Raw genomic sequence first — 19,591 nt, 5'->3', positions numbered from 1 at the left:
CTCGTTTTTTTCTCATTTTTTTCTCAGATTTTAATATAGAAAACTCCCTTCATGCTTTGCTATATCTTCCACTAAGTCATCCCTCATTCTGTAAGCCGTAGCTGTAGCAATATTTAATCTTTCAGCTATAATATTAACATTCATCTCATCTCTATATTTAAGCTCTATAAACTTTTTATTTTCTTGACTTAAGTCTTTTAAATTCTGTTCCATATGAGTTATAAAGCTTTCTGTATCTCTAAGCTTAGCTTTAAGTTTAAATAAATTTCTTATCTTTATAGCTCTTTCTTCTTCTAGTTTTCCTATAGCTCTCATTATTTCATTCTCTGCATAGCTTGTACTATTAGTACTTGTTTGTACTCTTTCATTAATTCCCATCCCTGGTTGATAATAGTCTATCTTAATATTAGTATTTTTAATATCATATTCTATAGATTCAATTTGTTTCTCTAACTGATCTATTCTAACTCTGATATCATTAAGTTCTTTTTTTTTCTCTAAAATAGCTATATAGCTTACCTTCTGTCTTTCTAAATAGTTCTTTATTCAAGTCTTATCTCCTCCAGTTCAAACTCGACTCTCTCCAGTTCTTCTGTATATCTCTTAAGTATAGTAAGTTCTATAACTTGGCTATCATCCTTAAATGCTATTCCATTCAAACTATCTAAAATTATCTTTGCAATATTATCTCCATCTGGCTTTTTAGTTGGATATTCTACTCCTTCCTTTATTGACTTTATTCTCTTTTTAGAATAACTACTCATTATTGGGTAATAGGCTGTTATTCTAGCTTTAATTGGTCCATCTAAGTATTTTCCATCTTGCTCCCTGTAATTAATTCTTACCCAATTCTCATAGTTAACTGTATCCTTTGGAGTCATAGCATGTCCATTAAATACTCTTGGTCTAGCTTTACCTTTTATCTTTCCTTCGACTACTATCATCTTTTCCCTCCGCATCATTACTAACAAATATATATTTCTCTAAAAACTCTATTAACTTCATAACTTATTTCCTTCTTTATTTCATTAAATTTGAATAAAAAAATACCGCATATTTATCTCTGAATAGTACGGTATTGTTATTAAATTAATAATTCAAATGTAATCATTACTAAAATATATAAGTGTTAATCAAAATATTCTCCAGTATCAAATCTAGCTCCGCAAGCACAGCAAGTATACTGAAATGTTAACCCACCATATTGAGACATTTTATAGGCCCCATCATCCATATTGCCACCACATCTATAGCATATCATTATATCTGAAAGCTTTTCTATTTTATTTACTACTTCATCGCTAATAGCATCTCTTTCAATTTTATTTAGAGCCTCACCAATATTAATGAAATAACTTATTTTATTTTCTTCAAATTTCATTTTTAAATCTTCATGGATTATTTTAGGATTGCTAATACTACTAAAATCTTCTTTATTGGCTGTTACAAATATCACATTTCTTAATGAGTGCTTCTTTATATAATATATCGAATTTAATAGTAACAATGTATCAGCCATACTACTTTTTTTATGATGTGGAGCTTTTTTCATAAGTCCCCATTCAACAACTTCAGTTGCTACTTCTTTGTTTGGACAAATTCTTTTAGTAGTTGGATAGCTAAATAATGCTTCAATCTTTCTAATTAATTCTTTAGCTTTTTTTTCTACTTCATTTTCTACTTCAACTTTTGACTTCAGTAAATCTTCAATAATTTTTTGTTTATCTTCTTCCACTAAAACTAAAAGTTCTTTAACATTTTTTAATTTACCTTGTACTGATTTTTTATTTAAATCAATAATTTTATCTTGTTTATGCTTGTCCCACTCATTTTTAACTATGTCAGGTAATATTATACGTACTTTGTCACTTTTTACAAAGTTAGTCAATTGATCAATAACTTCTGTATTTATAATATCCTTACCTATATTTAACCATACACATGTATCTATAATTAAGTAATACATATTTCACCTCATCAATAATTATTCTAACATTTACTATTGTTATGAATAAAATTATAACATTTATTATATAAAATATAAAATATAAAAGCATTATCAAAATTTAAAAATATTTATATGATTTAAGAGATAAAACAATCAATTTTCAATACCATACTATTCAATTTTCAAAGAACTTTTTACTATATGATTGTCATATGAGAATACCACCTTGTAGCAATGCTCCCATATGATCTTATTCCTAGACTAGGAGAGTATATTAATCATCTTTTCCATAATTGATTCTCCTTATTATTTATTTAAAATGGCATATCCGAATTATCTTCTTCTCCAAAATAATCTCCTGGAATGCTGCCATTATTCTGCTGAGTTGTTTGTTCATTCTTATTCCCAAACTCTAAGAAACTCACTTCATCAGCTACAACCTCAGTAACATACCTTCTTCCTCCGTCTTTAGCTTCATATGACCTAGTTTCAATTCTTCCAGCTACACTTAAAAGCTTACCTTTACTCATGTAGTTCGCAGTGCTTTCAGCTTGTTTCCCCCAAACTACTATTGGTATAAAATCAGCTTCTGGTTGTCCTTCTTTTTTAAATCTTCTGCTTACTGCTATTGTAAATGTACATACTGCAGTTCCTGTGCCTGGTGTAAACTTTAGCTCTGGATCCTTAGTTAATCTTCCAATTAAAACTACCTTATTCACTAAAACTCACCTGCCACTACTTGTTTAATCTCTGCTATTCTCTTTTCAAATGCTGCAAGTTCATCTGTCTTATATTCTTCAACATCTGCTATACTTGTGAATTGTAGCTCTCCTACAGTTACTCCAACTTGATCTATACTGTACTTCCCGAACTCACCTTCAACTATGATTTCCTTACTAACAACCTTTAATTTGCTTTCCACCTTTGGCTCCTCCTCTTTTTTACTTTCTGGCTTAACTTCCAACTTGAGCTCTTCTTTTGATTCTTGTTTAATTTCAGTTGTTGCATTTTCTGCAACTACTGGATCCTTTGGTTCTTCTTTAATCTCTGGGAATATATGCTCAGCTGCTGCAATTATCTGTTTTTCTTCTTCTGTAATTTTCTCTTGTGTTACATCTTCTTTCATTTCTTTCTTAACCTTCTTATAGGAATTTACTAACATAGCTTTACTTAAAGTAGGAAATTGTGTTCCTAATATAACCAATGCCTTACTTTGGTTCATACCATTTTTAATTAGTTCCTCACACTTCTTTCTAACCTCTTTAGTTATCTTTTCTATTTGCTTTGCTGCCATTTCATCATTCCCCCTATTTTCCTTATAAATATCATTTAATACATCTCTGTATTCTGTTACTAAATCATCTATAATCTTTAATTCTTTTAATACTTCATCTTCAGTTATATTTTCATCTTTAAGATACATATAAGCCGATAAACACGTATCCATGATAGTAATATATCTTGATATCTGCTGTTCACATTCCAACTTACTTCTTTCAGAAGTTACTGCATCTATAAGCCTTAATTGAGCTGGATTGAAAGATTTCATAAGTTTAATATTTTCTTTTAATTCTCTTTCCTTAGCTCTTCGCTGTGACCTTGGTAATCCTGTAAGTTCTGCTCTTGCAGTTTCATAGAACTCTTCATCATTCATGTTTTTTATTTCCTCGTTGGTAACCATGTTATTCCCCCTTTCTGCTAATATCCTTCTGCCTGTCTACGATAATTTTCAGAGTGTTTTCGGATATAAGCATGTTCTATATCTTCTGAGGTGAATTGAAGACTATTTGCAACGGATAAGAGAAAATGAAGCACATCTGCAAATTCATCTAGTATTCTTTCCTTACCTTCATCCTCTTTAGTGCTCCAGTACTTAAAACACCTGGTAGCATTAGCTAGTTCTCCAACTTCCACACTTAAAGCTAATAACTTTTTATCTAATACAGATCTATTCCATTCATCTAACTTTTCATTATCAGATTGACCTATTTGTTTAGCAGCTAAATATCTATCAAAGGATTTCTGCATTATAAGTAACTCTTTAATGTCCATATATCCTCCTACTTAGTAATCTTTAATGTTGGTGCTAGATAGATAACTCTAGCAACTTGTTTATTGGTATTACTATTTATATCTTCTTTTGTTTGCTCTAGAGTATTTTCTAGAGCCTCTTTACTTGATTTAATGTCATAACTTACTGCAGCTACATTGCTTGCTAATGTACCAATGCTATCAACCAGAAAATTGTTTCCCTCTTGTATTTCCTTAGAAGTTCTATTGCTTTTAATCTCTATAGAGTACTCTAAGCTTTTCCAATAGTCTTTTTGCTTGTCCATCTTCTTGTCTATACCATTTAATTTCTTTTCTAGGGTAATATGTCCCATAAGAACTAAAACACCTATAACACCTATTCCTAAGCCTAAAATTATATTCATTTCTAACTACCTCCTAATCCTCATGAGTATAATATGTTTCATACTCGTAATCTTCATCACATTCTCCCTGATCTAATACAATTTTTGCTCCCGAAGAATATATCTTGAACAAAAGCTTATCTAGTCCATATAAACCACCCATTATTTTTTTAGTATTTATCTCACTACCTTTAAGCTTTATGCTGTATGGCTTTCCTTCACCATCTATGTCAATTTGATAATCACATTCGTATTTTCTATCTTTTTCTTCTTCATCCAAGTAAATGTGCTTATACCCATTACCAGCATCCACAATTATTAATCCGATTCTTTCATCATAATCAAATTCGTATTCTTCCTTACAAGATTCTCCTTTTAGAGCTGTTATTATTTCAGTAAGCATATATTCATCTTTAGTATCCTTTAGCATCTCATTCATACTTTCCTTAATTTTATCTATACCTTGAATAGTTATTGCCTTATCTAGTTGCTCCTGTACTGCTGCTAATACTAATCCGTTATATCCTTCCATTCCCAAATTTCTAAAATTAATGTTTAGATTTTCTTCTATGTGAGTTTGAAGATTTTTTCCAAAATCACTATAACTTCTAAATACATCCTCAACTATACTTTTTATTGTTTTTTCTAAAGTATCTTTAACCACTTTCTCTACGTAGTTTTCCTTTTCCATTTCAACCAAAGTATCATTTACTATTTTATTTAAATCAATCATCTTTCTACCTCTTTTCTATATTTCTTTTAATCTAACTACTACTTTTTTACCTAGTAATATATCTAGCTGCTCCTTGAACTTAGTTTCAATTATTTCTTTTGCTAATTCATAACCTACTAACATAACTATTTCATTTTCCTTATCCTCTATCTCTGTATGCATGAACCAGGTCCTATAGGTATTCTCTGACCACTGGTTAAATATAGTTTCATGATACGGAGTAGGAAAGGATAGAGGTGGAAGTGAAGGAGGTTTTTCTTTCCCTTCTTCTCCTTCTTTTCCTTCTTCCTCATTCTTATATAATTCTTTATCATTCTTGTTTGTGTCCCTCTTATTGGGACTTATCTGGGACTTATCTGGGGAGGGTGTTGTCCCTTCTGTTGTCCCTACCGTTGGGGCATGTGTTGGGACTTCGTTGTCCTCTCCGTTGTCCTTTTTGTCATCTGAAATTGCTTGAAAATCCTTGTAATTACTCACTTTAATCGTTGTCCCCTTTTTTGAAGTTTTTAGAGAAATCATGTTATCATTTTGTAATAATTCAAGAAATCTTTTGACCGTTTTTCTGTCCACTTTCCACCGCTCTGACAACTTAATTATTGAAGTATGAAAACTCCCTCTTTCAACTAAAATAAGCTCATTTCCGATAAGAATTTTCCTCTCCTGGTGGTTAGCCTGAAGAAGGATATCTAACCACCATTTTAATTTTTGAGCATCTTCCCATATCCAGTTTTTACGTATTGCTCTATGGAGCTTTATCCATCCTTCTGCCATTACTTCACCTACTTGTTAACTAAATTACATGCCTTATCACAAAATTGAAGAAATCCACATTCATCACAATTACATTCATCACAACTACTGTTTTTAAATGTTTCTAATATTTCATAAGCCTTTGCCCACTTCTCTACTTCATGAAGCATGTCCTTAACATCTTCCATATGCTATTCCTCCAAATATCTACCCTTACTCTTAACTAAATACTCATAACCATTATCTTTAAGGAATTGGCTTAACTTAGTTATATTCTCCATAGTATGAATTACTTTAATATCTACAAAGTAAAGAGGCTCTTCTTTCTTAGGTTCAGTTTGTGGTTGAATTACATCTTCCTTTTTAGGTACTTCTTGTTGCTTAGGAACTTCTACATTTTCTACTGGTTTTGGTTCTTCTTTAGGTCTCTCAGCCTCTCTAATTAGTTCAGCTCTATCATTTATCTCTTTAATGATTCTTGCTGCATCCCAACCAAAATCTATATACTTTTGAAAGTCCTCATATTTCAATGGTGTTTTTATAGTTTTATTTATGCTTTCTAATGTAGTTTCTATAGTTCCCTTAAGCATTTCATATTTAGCTTTCTCCATGCTTTGTTCATTCTTAAGCATATTCCCTCTTAGCTCTATATCTTCTCTAACACTCTTTACGCTTCCATTAAGGTTTAAATATTTATCTAGCACAGTTAATCTACTTGCATACTTTTCTTCTAGTCCTAATGCTTGTACACATTCATTTATTAACTCTATTGCCTTAAGTTTCTTTTCATCTCTTCGCTTATTATCAAAGACTAAGATTCCATCTTTTATTGGTTTCTCTGCCTCTTCTACAAGTCCAATTAACTCCTTACATTGCCCTTCAAATGCCTTGATAGGTTTTTCCATATCTCTTTTAACAGCTTTCCTATAATCATCAATTTTATTTCTAACTCCTGCTAATTCCTTTTGAGTAGCCTTACAATCCTTTAACCCTTCTTCTGTAACTATTATTCCTTTGTACTTTTCTGTAGTTTCTATTAATGAAGCCTTTACTTCCTCAAAGTTCATATTTATTATTGGTAACTCTTTCTTTAAAACTATCTCTTTCATTTACATATCCTCCTAAAAATTAAAGTTTTCTTCTTTCTTCTTTTCTTCCTGTTTCTCTTTTTTCTCTCTTAACATGTTTATACACTCATGTAGCATTGAGTTTTGAATACTCTCAACTTTATCAACATTGGCCCATGCTAAGAATTTATTAATATCTGTTCCAGTTTCATCTATAAGCTTTTTAATAGTCATTACTGCAGCTTTACCTATTTTAGCTTTTCCTTCTTCTGCATCCTGGTCTATCTCTCCACCATCAATAACATCACTTTCAGCTATTTCAAAGGCCATTAGATATAAATACCTTCTAGCATAACTTTGTGATCCACCTATGTTTTGTATACTACTGCAACCTTTTAATGAAGCTATCTCTATAGGTGTAGACCATCTTCTTTTTTCTTCATTCTTATCTGAGTCTATTATTTCTAATGTTGCTAGTTCTGATGTAAATTGAAATTCACAATAAAGTCCTAATCTATCGCATATTTCATTAATATGAGGTAAAAAATCACCAAGTTCAAAGTATTTATAGTTAGAAAACTTATTGTATCCTGTTTTCTTTAGTTCTTTGCTTTGGAGCTCTACTCTAGCTCTTTGAATCTTTTGATATATATTTAGTTTCTTAGCTGTCTCTTTTACTTCTGACATATACATTCCCCCTTATAATCTAAATCTCTAATAGTGTCACATGTGCCCTCGTTGTAAATTTCTCCATTGTCTATACCTTCTCCAGGTGCTATAATGGTTTCAAAGTTATTTTTGTTAAGGTCGCTCGCTTTGCTTTGGTCGGTAAGCTTGCGACTTTTCTTTTGTATTTCATTTAAAAGTTCTTCTGAAATTATTGTTTGCAAGTCTCCTCCTTCTGTTCTTAATCTCTCTTGTGTTTTCATAGCTACTTCTTTAGCTATATCATTTATGATTTTAAGCATCATAGCTTGTCCTCCTAATAAATCTTATCTGCTATTAAAAATAGTGCTCCGAATATTAACCATGTTGCTAGACTACCTAAGATGTAATCTATTATTTTTTCTTTCTTAGACACTTTTATAACCTTCCTATCTTCTTAATACAGCTTGGACAAATATTCTTTCCATCAAAGGTCTTTATATCCTTACCTTCACCGAAGAAGATACACGTAGGTTCATATTTCTTTAATATAACCTGGTCACCATCCACATAAATTTCTAATGGGTCCTTAATGTCTATTCCTAAAGTTCTTCTTAGTTCTACTGGTAATACTACCCTTCCTAAGTCATCTACTTTTCTTACTACTCCTGTTGCTTTCATTTAAATTTCCTCCTCTATATTCTGATTTGAGCGTTACAACCTTTAACCATTAAATCTAACTCTCTGCTAGGCTTCCAATCTATAATTACCTTTCTAGCAAATTCTAAATCTTTAACTGATGTATTTTTATAACTATTAACCTGTAATACCCTCTTGTAATCTTTCCAAATCTGACTAAAAGCTTTTTTATTAAGTTCTCTATATGCTGGTGCATCTTTTCCACCTAAGGCTTGTACTACAACTCTCTTTGCTAAAGAATTTAATTCTTCTTGCTGTGCATAATCAATTGTCATAGTGTTTTCTAGCTTGGACACTCTATTATCAATTTCTATTGTTCTTTCATCTAAAGTAAATATTGCCTGTAGCTCTTTAGATAATTTAGGTTGTTCTGCTCTCATATTGAAATATCCATCAACTAATTTTTCATATTGTTCCCAAGCAACATCATCTTCTAAAATCTTAAGTAACTTTGCATATCCTCTTTCAGATAGTAGATAAATATTAGAACTTGCATTAATTGAGTTCCTAGTATAAATTCCGCTTTCGCACAAATCGATAGCGAATTTACTTCCTTTAAAATCAATAATATCTACATTGTTTTTAAATCTTTTTTTATTTCTATTTATTGCTTCATTTATTCTCCCTGTATCTCTTCCATGAATACTTGCAATATCTTTAACTAACATTGCTTTTTTACCTTTGCCAAAACCTCCCTCGATATCATGGAATTTCATTCCATCAATTTCTTTTAAGCCATTAATTTTAATTGATTCGTTCATTTTAAATCCTCCTCATATTTCTTTACCCTCACGTTGGAGCCGCTTTGATACTTTTACCCTCGCACTGGAGCTACTTGAATACTAATTTAATTCTTTTATATTGTTTAAATTTGATAAATCCTTTCCTTCTGCCCATTCTAAAAATCTATTTATTTCCGAATTTCGTACTTTAAGGCTTTTAAGTTTTATAGATTTTAATAATCCTTTTTCTATTAATTCATAAACAAAATTTCTATTACTAGCTACACCAAGTCTTTTGGCAGTTTCTGCAACACTTAATAAATAATCTTCCAAAATTAATCCTCCTTTTTAAAATCATCTTCCGGAAAAAGTTTATCTAGTGGAACTTCTAAAACATCTGCAATTTTACGAGCGTTCATAAGGCTTGGAACCGCTCTCCCGTTCATAATTTCATAAAATGATGAAGTGGATAACCCTACCTTTTCTATAACATAAGTAGTTTTCATCCCCTTTTTTTGAATTGTTTCTTTTATCTTATTGTTCATAACTTCACTCCCCTTCAAACGGTTATCCGTAATTTATATTCTTATAATACATCCGTTATTCCGTTTAAGCAAACATTTTTATACGGAATAACGGTTATTAAAGGAAAATAACTCGCTGTATCTTCGATTTTCTTCGGTTTTCTGTAAATTACTATTTACTTTACCGAAATTAAATGATATTATATTCCTGTAAACCGAAATAAAAGGGAGATAAAGAATGAATACAGGTGAATTTTTAAGAAGTTTAAGAGAGAAAAATAATCTAACACTTAAGGAACTTGCTGATAAAAGCGGTGTAGGACCTAGTACTATTTCTGATATAGAAACAGGGACGTCCACGAATCCTAGAATGGGTACTTTAAAAAAGTTAGCTGATGCTTTAGATGTATCAGTAAATGATTTCTTTAATGATAGTGAAAATAAAACTTCATCTATTTCAAAAGAACTAACATCTAAAGACTATAAAGATATATCTAAAGATTTGGATAATATAATGAAAAAACTTGATAACCAAGAAGATGGTCCACTTTATTTTGATGGTGATGAATTAGATGATGAAAATAGAGAATTATTTAAGGATGCTTTAGAATTTGCACTAAAGACAATAAAAGTTAGAAATAAAGAAAAATACACCCCCAAGAAGTATAAAAAATAATTATTTATAGCGTTAGGGGATGGGGATTATGAAAAAAATAATATTAAATATAATTAATAAATTAGCAGAAAAATATGATACATGTGAACCTTGTGAGTTAGCTGATTACTTAGGCGTAGTTATAATAGAAAGACCATTAGGCGATAAACTTGGTGCCTATATGTACATTAAGAAAACTAAAACTATTTTTATTAATAGTTCTCTTGATGAAGCACTAAAAAGAATAGTGTTAGCTCATGAGCTTGGTCATGCCATTCTTCATAAAACTCAAAATTGTTATTTTATGAAAAATAATACTTTATTGCTAACAAGTAAATTTGAATGGCAGGCTAACTTTTTTGCTGCTAATTTATTAATTCCAGATAGTTTATTAAATAACTATTATGGTTATACAATAAATGAAATTAGTACTATCGAAAATATACCCGTAGAATTACTAAAACTTAAATTTGACTTAATTTAAATTAAGTATATATTTTTTTTATATTTTTATCGAACATAAGTTCAAAGGGAGGTACTATTATGCAAGGAAGTATAAGAAAAAGGGGTAATACCTGGTCCTATCAATACTTCTTGGGAATAATTGATGGAAAAAAGAAATATAAATCGAAAGGAGGGTTTAAGACTAAAGGAGAGGCTAGTAAGGCTTTGTCACAAGCTATATGCGATTTTGAAAATGAAGGATATGTGGAACCTAAAAAAGTAACAATGGCCACAGTATCATTGAAATGGCTTGACGAATATGTTAAGCCGTTACGCAAAATATCAACTTATAATAGATATAGAGAGATTCTAAACAATTATTTAATACCTTACATTGGCAATATGAACATTGTGGATATTAAACCTTATAATGTAGAACGTATGTTATCTACTATAAAAGCTGAGCATAATATTAGTGGTGCTACGATGCAATCTATATACACCTTATTAAAGACTATAATGAATAGAGCTTTAGTATGGAAATTAATTAGAGACAATCCATGTAAATATGTTGAAAGACCCAAAAGAGATAAATTTATACCTGATACATTAGATCAAAATGATATTCATACAATATTTAACCATTTAAATTTAGATAAAGAAAATGATTATATATTTTTTATAGGTCTAAGAATAGTTTTAGAACTCGGTTTAAGACGTGGGGAACTTTGCGGGCTCGAGTGGTCCGATATTAATTTTAAAGACAAAGTTATTAAAATATCAAATAATATGATCTATAGTAATGGTCATGTATATGTTGGGAGTTTAAAAAATGACGATAGTTATAGAGTCCTTACTATATCTGATGATTTAATAAATTTATTAGGTGAGCTAAAAGAAAAGCAGTTAAAGCAAGCTGCTACATATGGAGAATTTTACAAAACTAATGTTTTTAATGATAAGAATTATGATTTTATTCTTAAATGGTGTGATGGTAAACATGTTCATCCTATGTATTTTACTAACAAACTACCTAAAGTACTAAAACAGTGTGGTATAAATAAAAAAATAAGATTTCATGATTCTAGACATACTAATGCCACTTTATTGTTACAACAAAATACTGATCTTAAAACTATTCAAGAGCGTCTAGGTCATGGTGATATAAGAACAACAATGAATATCTACTCTCATGTTACAAAAGAAATGCAGATTAAAGCCACTGATAGAATGTCTGAAATTCTAAAATTTTAGTGTTTTTTATTTTAGAATGGCAAAAGAATGTCAAAATAAAAACACCAGGTTATAAAACCTAGTGTTTTTAATGGGTCGAGTAAACCTATAAGCCGAGTTCTGTGTTAGACAATCATCTATCTAGGCCCATTATTACTAATGGGCTCAAGCGATACACCCGGGAACGGGACGGGCAGCCCCATAATGTTCCACTTTCGATCTTGCTCCAGATGGGGTTTACATAGCCGCAAAGTCGCCATTGCGCTGGTGAGCTCTTACCTCGCCTTTCCACCCTTACCTTAAATGACACTCCAAATCTACGATTTGGTTAGTGGAATTTATACATTCTAACTTGTTAGAATGTATTCCTCTAAAAAAGTCATTAAGGCGGTATATCTCTGTTGCACTTTCCTTAAAGTCGCCTTCACTGGGAGTTACCCAGCACCCTGCCCTATGGAGCTCGGACTTTCCTCTCCTGATTTCTCAGCAGCGATTGTCTGGCTTACTCGCAAAATTAATATTAACATAAATCTTTTATCATTGCAACGCCTTTAAATTTTCTATTTTTAGTTATAATATCCATATATGAAACTATTTAACTAGATTAATAGATTAATATAGACCTATATACCTATGTTTATATTTACCTATGAAACTATAGAAAATTTTAACTATATCCCTAGTTTAATATATAAAATTTAAACTAGTTAACTATTTAAATAGTTAACTAGTTGTTGGCGTAGTGCGGGTTTCAGAGTTTTCACCTCTATAAGGCCTATTTATATGGGAGTATTAGAGCTGGTAGTCATCAAATAAAATTATAGGGATCCTTAGTAGCTTTTGATATAATAACCTCCACACCCCTAGGCTCTAATATTTTTTTAATCTTTTCTGATAAACCCATTACAAGGGGCCATTCTGAATTAAAATGTCCTATATCTATTACAGAGAGTCCCATCTCTTCATAGTCAGATACAAAGTGATAGGTAGTATCACCTGTGATTAATAGTTCAGCACCTAGGTCATAGGATTGCTGCAAGTAATCTTCTCCACTTCCATTGACTAAAGCTATGGTTCTTACTTTTTTATTTAACTCCCCGGAGTATCTTAAATTTTGTAATTTTAATTTATCTTTAATTCCCTTTATTATTTCCTCTAGGGTAGTCTCTTCCTTCAACTTAACTACTCTTCCCACTCCTGCTGTAGGATCTGATGGAGCTACTTCAATGATTTTACTTTCTTGAAAGCCAAGAATCTTTACAAATTCATCATTTAAGCCACCCTTTACAGTATCCCAATTAGTATGACTAGAATACAGTGCTATACCATTTTCTATTAACTTCATTAGCTTTCTACCTTGGAGACTATCTGTAGTTATGGTTTTAGGCTTTATAAACAGCAGTGGATGATGAGTTAGAATAAGCTGAGCTCCTAATTCCTTCGCTTCCTCTATGACCTTTATGGTGCAATCTAGAGCAACTAGGACCTTTGTTACTTCCCTTTCTCTATTACCAACCATAAACCCAACGTTATCGTAGCTTTCTTTTAGGTTTAATGGTGCAAGGTCCTCCATTATATTAATAATTTCATTTATTTTTATCATAAGAATATACCTCCACCCATTTACTCAAGTAAAAAGTCCTTTATCCTTTGAATTTTATCCCATAACTCCAGCTTTCTTTTTCTTGAATTTTCTGTGTCACCCTTAAGTTCTTCATGGATTCTTAAATACTTTTCTAACTTATAATTTAAATATTCCCTATAGGTATTATCTTTCTTACCTAAAAGTAGCTTACTTATTTCATAAAAAATAGGCTCAATAACTTTAGGCTTATCTCCCCAGGATATCTTCATAATTTCATAGTATTTTTCTTCATCATATATTATCCACTCATCTAGGATATTGCACCCTGATGTATAAAGATATTCTCTTAGGACTTCTGGATTTTGTACTGGCTGAACTATAACATAGTTTAACTCTTTAAAGACATCCCTACTTTCCTCTAGGATATCTCTTATCAAGTTTCCTCCCATACCAGCAATGACAGCTGCCTCTACTTCTCTAGGAGTTACCGTTGTAAGTCCTCCTCCAAGTCTGCATTGTATCTTATGTTGCAAATTATTATCTTTAACATTTTTTTTAGCCTTTTCCACGGGACCTTTATTAATATCACTGGCTATGGCAAAGTCTATTTTATTTCTTTTTAAAAGTTCTATGGGTACATATCCATGGTCTGTTCCTACATCTACCATAGATTTAACCCCTGTGATTAAATCACTTATTAACTTTAATCTTTTGCTAATTATCATATTTTCACCTAACACCTTAATTATATAACAGACATAATAAGTCTCATTTGAAGATATAGGAATACTATTGCCACTAAAAGTGATATATACATATACCTATAAGCAGACTTTTTATCATATTTTGCACAAAAGTGAGCTGCATAATACATACAGAACATCACTGCCATATTTAACAGACCATAGAGCATCTGAGCAAAAGCAAATTGCTTGTCTGTACCTACTTCTCCTGCTTCTTTGGACACGTTAATAACTAAAGGCATTACATCTGGAAGTTTATTTAATATATATAAAACCATTGGAAAAAAAGTTGTAAATAAAATTATTGTACTAGTTAAAATCAATGGATATATAAACTTTTTATCCTTATGTAGTTTACTTACCTTATTATATTTCTTTGTCCAAGTCTTTTCTTCAATACCTAGGTAATTTAAAATTTCTAGGAATTTTTCAGAGTTCTTAGGTGACACAGCATAGCTTATCTCTTGAGTTTTTAAATATATAACACTACTTCCGCTTGTTACAAACATTCTAGCGGTTCCTAAATTTTTTACTGCAATTCTTCCTATTGCAAATTTATTAGAGGATATACCTGAAAGGCTTATACCTCTTATTTTTCCCTTTTCTACAGTGTAGCATTCTACATCACTTAAGGGTAAAATTACTTTTTTAAGTCCTCCCAGCGCATTTATTCTCACTTCACTATTTGTTATTTCATACTTTACAGTTAACCATATTCCAATATGATATAAGTAGAATATATTACAAATCACCAACATCACTCTTACTAAACTCAACATAAGATAGGAATCTAGAACATAGGCAGACCAAACCCCTATTACATTAAACATAACAAATGTGAATATAGTTGGAATTATTTCTAGTTTCTTATTGCTATTGAAACTATTCATGATTACCTCCTTATAAATTGTATATACTTTTATTTTATATTATACTAAGGGATTTTGTCTATTACAAATTTTGTATATATAACAAAAGAGCTGCCAAAAGACAGCCCCTCACTAATCTAAATAATCCTTAAGTTTTTTACTTCTACTTGGATGTCTTAACTTTCTTAATGCCTTTGCTTCAATCTGTCTAATTCTTTCTCTTGTTACATTGAACTCTTTACCAACTTCCTCAAGGGTTCTAGCTCTTCCGTCATCAAGACCAAATCTAAGTCTTAACACCTTTTCTTCCCTTGGAGTTAAAGTTCTAAGTTGACTTATTAATTGTTCCTTTAACATGGTGAAAGCTGCTGCTTCTGCTGGAGCAAGGGCATCATCATCAGGAATAAAATCTCCAAGATGAGAATCTTCTTCTTCACCTATAGGTGTTTCTAAAGATACCGGTTCTTGAGCAATTTTCATTATTTCTCTAACTTTATCTACGCTCATATCCATGTGTTTTGCAATTTCTTCTGGTAATGGCTCTCTTCCTAATTCTTGAAGAAGCTGCCTTGATACTCTAATTAATTTATTAATAGTTTCTACCATGTGTACTGGTATTCTAATAGTTCTAGCCTGGTCTGCAATAGCTCTTGTAATCGCCTGTCTAATCCACCATGTAGCATAGGTACTGAATTTAAATCCCTTACTGTAGTCAAACTTTTCTACAGCTTTTATAAGTCCTAAATTACCTTCTTGAATCAAATCTAAAAATAACATACCACGACCAACATATCTTTTAGCAATACTTACAACTAATCTAAGGTTTGCTTCTGCTAATTTCTTTTTAGCATATTCATCACCATTTTCTATAAGCTTAGCAAGTCTCATCTCTTCTTCAGCTGATAATAGAGGCACCTTACCAATTTCTTTAAGGTACATTCTAACTGGATCATCTATGGCAATTCCTTCTGGAATTGTTATGTCAACCTCTATTTCTACTTCTTCTTCATCCTCAACTTCTGGCTCTAAACCTATAACGTCTATGCCCATAGATTCTAGAACTTCATAAATCTTTTCTATTTGCTCTGGAGTTAGTTCTACGCCTTCTACTTCTTCCATTATCTCTTTATAAGTTAGATTCCCTTTTTTCTTACCCTTTTCTACTAATTTCTTTACTATAGCAACTTTTCCTGCTTTGTCCTTCATTCCATTACCTCCTCTCTTCTATAGTTTTCCCATTTCCTTTTGTATATCCATAAGCTCTCTAGCTAACATCAAAGTTTCCTCAACCAACCCTTCAGACTCACACTTTCTAATTTTATCCATAATTTTCTTTCTTGACTCCTCTAACTTGTATTTTTTTATGTTATTCACGCAGTCACTTACCATTTTGTCTATGGATCCTTCATCTATATCAACTTTATATTCTTGAATTTTTATCCATTCCTTTGTGAATTCACTATCCTGCATAGTTTGCAGGTTAATAATCTTTATCAATTCTTCCTTAGAGCACATATTATTTTCTTTAATGATTGTATAAATTACCTTATGTGCCTTTAATATAAGATCATCTTCACTTACATTACTAAATATTTTATCACTTAGCCTTTTATCAAGGGCAAGGCTTAATACCGTTCTTTCAGCCCTAACAAACCCAGGCTCTAAATATAATTTTTGCCCAAATTTCCTATTTATATTATGATTTTTGTTATTTTGTATAGATTTATTGGGGTTTTTATCTAAGGACTCCATTATAGCTTCTTCACCTATGCCACTTTTCTCTGAAACCTGCTTAATATATACAGCTTTTTCTAGTGGATCAAGATCCTTTAGCACGTTAACTACTCTCTTTAGATATTTAATCACCATTTCCTGTTTTGAAAAGTCAATTCCCTTTTCTGCCATCCTTAGTTTAAAATCTATAATTGGTAGAGCCCCGTCTACTAGATTTAGAAATTTTTCTTTACCGAAGGATCTAATAAATTCATCGGGGTCTTTTCCACTAGGGATTTGAAGAATTTTAAGGTCAAATCCAGATTTTTGTAATATTTCTAATCCTCTTATAGTAGCATTTTCACCTGCTACATCTGAATCAAAGGATACTATTACAGTATCAATATATCTCTTTAATAATTTACATTGACCTTCTGTTAATGCAGTTCCTAGGGTGGCAACTACATTTGTTACTCCTTGTTGAGAAAGAGAGATTACATCCATATAACCTTCAACCATGATAACTGTTCTAGCTGGATTATTCTTTATTGCTAAATTTAATCCATAAAGATTTGTTCCTTTATGAAATATTGGGGTTTCGGGAGAGTTTAAATATTTAGGTTTAGAATCATCTAAAACCCTTCCACCAAAGCCTATCACCCTACCACTGACATTAAATACAGGAAATATAATTCTATTTCTAAATCTATCATATATATTTCCCTTTTCATTTTTTGTAGTAAGTCCTAGTTCTAATATTTCTTCTTCACTAAAGCCTCTTTGTTTTAAATAGGAACGTATTCCCTGCCAATTGTCTAGTGCAAAACCAATACCAAACTTTTTAATAGTTTCATCTGTTATACCTCTTCCCTTTAGGTATTCATAAGGAGCCTTAAATCTTTTTAAATTAGTATAAAAATATCTGGCCGCTTGTATGTTTATATTATACATTCGCTTAAATTTTTCATTAGCTGCTGAACTTTTACCTGGTGAATCTGCATCATCTACTACAATGCCTACCTTTTCTCCAAGAAGTTTTACTGCTTCTGGGAAAGCCATGTTCCTAGTTTTCATAACAAAACTTATTACATTACCAGCCTCTCCGCATCCAAAGCATTTATAAATTTGTTTTTCACTTGATACAGTAAATGAAGGTGTTTTTTCATTGTGAAATGGACATCTTCCTAAATAATTTTTCCCCGTTTTTTTTAAGGTTACTACCTCTGAAACGATATCCACTATATCATTTTCCTCTTTTATTTTTTGTATTATTTCTTCAGAAAACATTATTAACTCACCTCACTCTCAAGTGATTCTGAACTTAAAGAAACCTACTAAATATATTATTCATTAAGTCTAAAAGAATTCAACTTTACGTACAAATTCCTAGCTCTTATAATTCGACATATATTTCTTAAACCCTTTTTTTAAAAAAAGTTTTTTGTAGTATAATTGTATTGTATGTTATATATATTCTTTATAAGATATAGTTTTCCTTCATAAAGAGTTACTTTATTTAAATATTTATATAGATAAAATCATTACTTTAAATAAATATCCTTAACTAGGTATATATATGTCCTTAAACAGATCTATACAGTATTCATCACTCATTCCTGCTATGTAATCAGCAACACCTTGATTAAGTCCTTCTTCCTTGGCTATGGACTTGTAAAATTCAGGTAGTTTTTCTTCATGAAAATAAAAGTATTTATAAAGCTGAATAAGAATAAACCTAGCTTTATCCCTTTCTTCTTTTAGAAACTCTCCATTATAGACTTCTTTAAACATAAAATCTCTAAGCTTTTTAAAGTTATAATCTATATCTTTAGATAATGACACTTGAATATCATTGGAATTTATATTGCTTTTTGTTCTATAGATACAGTCCTTAACTAAGGTATCTACTCTCTCTCCATGAGTATTCCCTAAAATCTCAAGTATATCCTTTGGTATATCCTCCATAGATAAAATTCCTGCTCTTAGGGAGTCATCAATGTCATGATTTACATAAGCTATTTTATCGCTATACTTTACTACTTGACCCTCTAAGGTAAAAGCCTTGCTACTGTTATTAGAAAAACCACTATGATATAGTATTCCGTCCAGTACCTCCTTTGATAAATTTAACCCTTGTCCATTATTTTCTATATATGTTAATACCCTAACACTATTTTGGTTATGGCTAAAACCATTGGTAAGTAATTCATTAAGCACTTCTTCTCCACTATGAGCAAAGGCAACATGGCCAATATCATGACCTAGGGCTATGGCTTCTATTAAGTCTTCATTTAGTCCTATGCCTCTACCTATAGTTCTAGCAATTTGCGCCACTTCCAAGGTATGGGTAAGCCTAGTTCTATAGTGGTCGCTCCAGGTTTTAATATATACTTGAGTCTTTCTCTTTAGCCTCCTGAAGGATTTACAGTGTATTATTCTATCTCGGTCAATCATATAGGCAGTTCTAACTTCATCTAATTCTTCGCTTCTAACCCTACCCATAGAGTTTTTTGATTTTGAGCCTTGTGGTATTATACTATACTCTTCACTCTTTTCTATGTTTTCCCTAATATTCATCATTGCACCTACCTTTATATCTTATTGAATACTTAAAGTTATGCTTAGATGTTCAAATTTAGCTTATAAAAACTTTTTTATTATAACATAAATTATAGTTTTATTTCTATAGCCTTTAAGTATTCTATATATTTAAAATATTAAATTTAATCCCTTCTTATTATATTTAATAACTATATTATGTATGTATATAATTTCTTTATTATGTATATAGTTTCTTTACTATCCATGAATATTCCTTTAATGGACCATAAAATTTTTTCAATATTT

The 19,591-nt window shown here is 31.0% G+C and carries 26 protein-coding genes and 1 other RNA gene; 3 read left to right on the top strand and 24 right to left on the bottom strand.

Annotated features, from left to right (window positions below; all coding sequences use genetic code 11):
• Window positions 1–30 precede the first annotated feature (30 nt).
• The 17 genes from IO99_RS00505 to IO99_RS00430 form a co-directional block, all read right to left on the bottom strand.
• A complete protein-coding gene (locus IO99_RS00505) occupies window positions 31–378 on the bottom strand; it encodes a hypothetical protein (RefSeq protein WP_051823790.1) in 348 nt (115 codons plus the stop codon).
• A gap of 164 nt (window positions 379–542) precedes the next feature.
• The gene (locus IO99_RS00500) at window positions 543–944 is read right to left on the bottom strand and encodes a RusA family crossover junction endodeoxyribonuclease (RefSeq protein ID WP_035128982.1); all 402 of its coding nucleotides are present in this window, start codon (window positions 942–944) and stop codon (window positions 543–545) included.
• A 185-nt stretch (window positions 945–1,129) separates the two neighbouring features.
• Window positions 1,130–1,966, bottom strand: a complete 837-nt coding sequence (locus IO99_RS00495; RefSeq protein WP_035128979.1) for a PIN domain-containing protein — start codon at window positions 1,964–1,966, stop codon at window positions 1,130–1,132.
• A gap of 296 nt (window positions 1,967–2,262) precedes the next feature.
• Window positions 2,263–2,667, bottom strand: coding sequence for a single-stranded DNA-binding protein (locus tag IO99_RS00490; protein ID WP_035128975.1), 405 nt, complete (start codon window positions 2,665–2,667; stop codon window positions 2,263–2,265).
• Window positions 2,667–3,629: a hypothetical protein gene (locus IO99_RS00485; RefSeq protein WP_035128972.1), complete on the bottom strand. Its 963-nt coding sequence runs from the start codon at window positions 3,627–3,629 to the stop codon at window positions 2,667–2,669. Before IO99_RS00485 ends, IO99_RS00490 begins: the two co-directional genes overlap by 1 nt.
• 17 nt (window positions 3,630–3,646) lie before the next feature.
• Complete coding sequence (locus IO99_RS00480; protein WP_035128969.1) at window positions 3,647–4,000, bottom strand: dUTPase; 354 nt, start codon at window positions 3,998–4,000, stop codon at window positions 3,647–3,649.
• An 8-nt stretch (window positions 4,001–4,008) separates the two neighbouring features.
• A complete protein-coding gene (locus IO99_RS00475; RefSeq protein ID WP_035128966.1) occupies window positions 4,009–4,383 on the bottom strand; it encodes a hypothetical protein in 375 nt (124 codons plus the stop codon).
• Window positions 4,384–4,396: 13 nt separating this feature from the next.
• Entirely contained in the window at window positions 4,397–5,095 is a 699-nt protein-coding gene (locus tag IO99_RS00470) for a hypothetical protein (RefSeq protein ID WP_035128961.1), read from the bottom strand.
• A 15-nt stretch (window positions 5,096–5,110) separates the two neighbouring features.
• Window positions 5,111–5,866 carry a hypothetical protein gene (locus IO99_RS00465; protein WP_035128958.1) on the bottom strand — a complete coding sequence of 252 codons (756 nt, stop codon included), beginning with the start codon at window positions 5,864–5,866 and terminating at the stop codon, window positions 5,111–5,113.
• A gap of 8 nt (window positions 5,867–5,874) precedes the next feature.
• Complete coding sequence (locus IO99_RS18895) at window positions 5,875–6,033, bottom strand: hypothetical protein (protein ID WP_156964254.1); 159 nt, start codon at window positions 6,031–6,033, stop codon at window positions 5,875–5,877.
• 3 nt (window positions 6,034–6,036) lie between these two features.
• A complete protein-coding gene (locus IO99_RS00460) occupies window positions 6,037–6,954 on the bottom strand; it encodes a DUF1351 domain-containing protein (RefSeq protein ID WP_035128954.1) in 918 nt (305 codons plus the stop codon).
• Between the two features lie 12 nt (window positions 6,955–6,966).
• Window positions 6,967–7,599 (bottom strand): ERF family protein, encoded by a 633-nt coding sequence (locus tag IO99_RS00455; RefSeq protein ID WP_035128952.1) that lies wholly within the window; start codon window positions 7,597–7,599, stop codon window positions 6,967–6,969.
• Window positions 7,587–7,883 carry a hypothetical protein gene (locus IO99_RS00450; protein WP_035128949.1) on the bottom strand — a complete coding sequence of 99 codons (297 nt, stop codon included), beginning with the start codon at window positions 7,881–7,883 and terminating at the stop codon, window positions 7,587–7,589. The genes IO99_RS00455 and IO99_RS00450 overlap by 13 nt, the downstream gene beginning before the upstream one ends.
• Before the next feature lie 112 nt (window positions 7,884–7,995).
• The gene (locus IO99_RS00445) at window positions 7,996–8,238 is read right to left on the bottom strand and encodes an AbrB/MazE/SpoVT family DNA-binding domain-containing protein (protein ID WP_035128946.1); all 243 of its coding nucleotides are present in this window, start codon (window positions 8,236–8,238) and stop codon (window positions 7,996–7,998) included.
• Window positions 8,239–8,252: 14 nt separating this feature from the next.
• Window positions 8,253–9,017: an ORF6C domain-containing protein gene (locus tag IO99_RS00440; protein ID WP_035128943.1), complete on the bottom strand. Its 765-nt coding sequence runs from the start codon at window positions 9,015–9,017 to the stop codon at window positions 8,253–8,255.
• Between the two features lie 81 nt (window positions 9,018–9,098).
• Complete coding sequence (locus IO99_RS00435; protein WP_035128941.1) at window positions 9,099–9,311, bottom strand: helix-turn-helix domain-containing protein; 213 nt, start codon at window positions 9,309–9,311, stop codon at window positions 9,099–9,101.
• A 2-nt stretch (window positions 9,312–9,313) separates the two neighbouring features.
• Window positions 9,314–9,523 carry a helix-turn-helix transcriptional regulator gene (locus tag IO99_RS00430; RefSeq protein ID WP_035128938.1) on the bottom strand — a complete coding sequence of 70 codons (210 nt, stop codon included), beginning with the start codon at window positions 9,521–9,523 and terminating at the stop codon, window positions 9,314–9,316.
• A gap of 217 nt (window positions 9,524–9,740) precedes the next feature.
• Between IO99_RS00430 and IO99_RS00425 the strand changes: the two genes are divergently transcribed.
• The 3 genes from IO99_RS00425 to IO99_RS00415 are packed head-to-tail and all read left to right on the top strand — an operon-like array spanning window position 9,741 to window position 11,855.
• A complete protein-coding gene (locus IO99_RS00425) occupies window positions 9,741–10,178 on the top strand; it encodes a helix-turn-helix domain-containing protein (protein WP_035128935.1) in 438 nt (145 codons plus the stop codon).
• 28 nt (window positions 10,179–10,206) lie between these two features.
• The gene (locus IO99_RS00420; protein ID WP_035128933.1) at window positions 10,207–10,641 is read left to right on the top strand and encodes an ImmA/IrrE family metallo-endopeptidase; all 435 of its coding nucleotides are present in this window, start codon (window positions 10,207–10,209) and stop codon (window positions 10,639–10,641) included.
• 59 nt (window positions 10,642–10,700) lie between these two features.
• Window positions 10,701–11,855: a tyrosine-type recombinase/integrase gene (locus tag IO99_RS00415; RefSeq protein ID WP_035128931.1), complete on the top strand. Its 1,155-nt coding sequence runs from the start codon at window positions 10,701–10,703 to the stop codon at window positions 11,853–11,855.
• Window positions 11,856–11,927: 72 nt separating this feature from the next.
• Here the strand turns inward: IO99_RS00415 and rnpB are convergent.
• The 7 genes from rnpB to IO99_RS00385 all read right to left on the bottom strand — a co-directional run bounded on the left by rnpB (window position 11,928) and on the right by IO99_RS00385 (window position 19,321).
• An RNA gene (gene rnpB / locus IO99_RS18225) (RNase P RNA component class A) lies at window positions 11,928–12,343 on the bottom strand.
• Between the two features lie 299 nt (window positions 12,344–12,642).
• On the bottom strand, window positions 12,643–13,434 hold the full coding sequence (locus IO99_RS00410; RefSeq protein ID WP_084178027.1) for a Nif3-like dinuclear metal center hexameric protein: 792 nt from the start codon (window positions 13,432–13,434) through the stop codon (window positions 12,643–12,645).
• A gap of 23 nt (window positions 13,435–13,457) precedes the next feature.
• Complete coding sequence (locus IO99_RS00405; RefSeq protein ID WP_035128926.1) at window positions 13,458–14,144, bottom strand: tRNA (adenine(22)-N(1))-methyltransferase; 687 nt, start codon at window positions 14,142–14,144, stop codon at window positions 13,458–13,460.
• Between the two features lie 20 nt (window positions 14,145–14,164).
• Window positions 14,165–15,052 (bottom strand): PH domain-containing protein, encoded by an 888-nt coding sequence (locus IO99_RS00400; protein ID WP_051823789.1) that lies wholly within the window; start codon window positions 15,050–15,052, stop codon window positions 14,165–14,167.
• Window positions 15,053–15,163: 111 nt separating this feature from the next.
• The gene (gene rpoD, locus IO99_RS00395; protein ID WP_035128925.1) at window positions 15,164–16,237 is read right to left on the bottom strand and encodes an RNA polymerase sigma factor RpoD; all 1,074 of its coding nucleotides are present in this window, start codon (window positions 16,235–16,237) and stop codon (window positions 15,164–15,166) included.
• 18 nt (window positions 16,238–16,255) lie between these two features.
• Window positions 16,256–18,031, bottom strand: a complete 1,776-nt coding sequence (gene dnaG / locus IO99_RS00390; RefSeq protein WP_035128922.1) for a DNA primase — start codon at window positions 18,029–18,031, stop codon at window positions 16,256–16,258.
• 273 nt (window positions 18,032–18,304) lie between these two features.
• Window positions 18,305–19,321: a deoxyguanosinetriphosphate triphosphohydrolase gene (locus tag IO99_RS00385; protein ID WP_035128919.1), complete on the bottom strand. Its 1,017-nt coding sequence runs from the start codon at window positions 19,319–19,321 to the stop codon at window positions 18,305–18,307.
• Window positions 19,322–19,591: the final 270 nt, after the last annotated feature.

The organism is Clostridium sulfidigenes, from assembly GCF_000732635.1.
Classification (GTDB): domain Bacteria; phylum Bacillota; class Clostridia; order Clostridiales; family Clostridiaceae; genus Clostridium_J; species Clostridium_J sulfidigenes.
The sequence above is the reverse complement of the archived record's forward strand: the minus strand, read 5'-3'. Positions and strand labels throughout refer to the sequence as shown.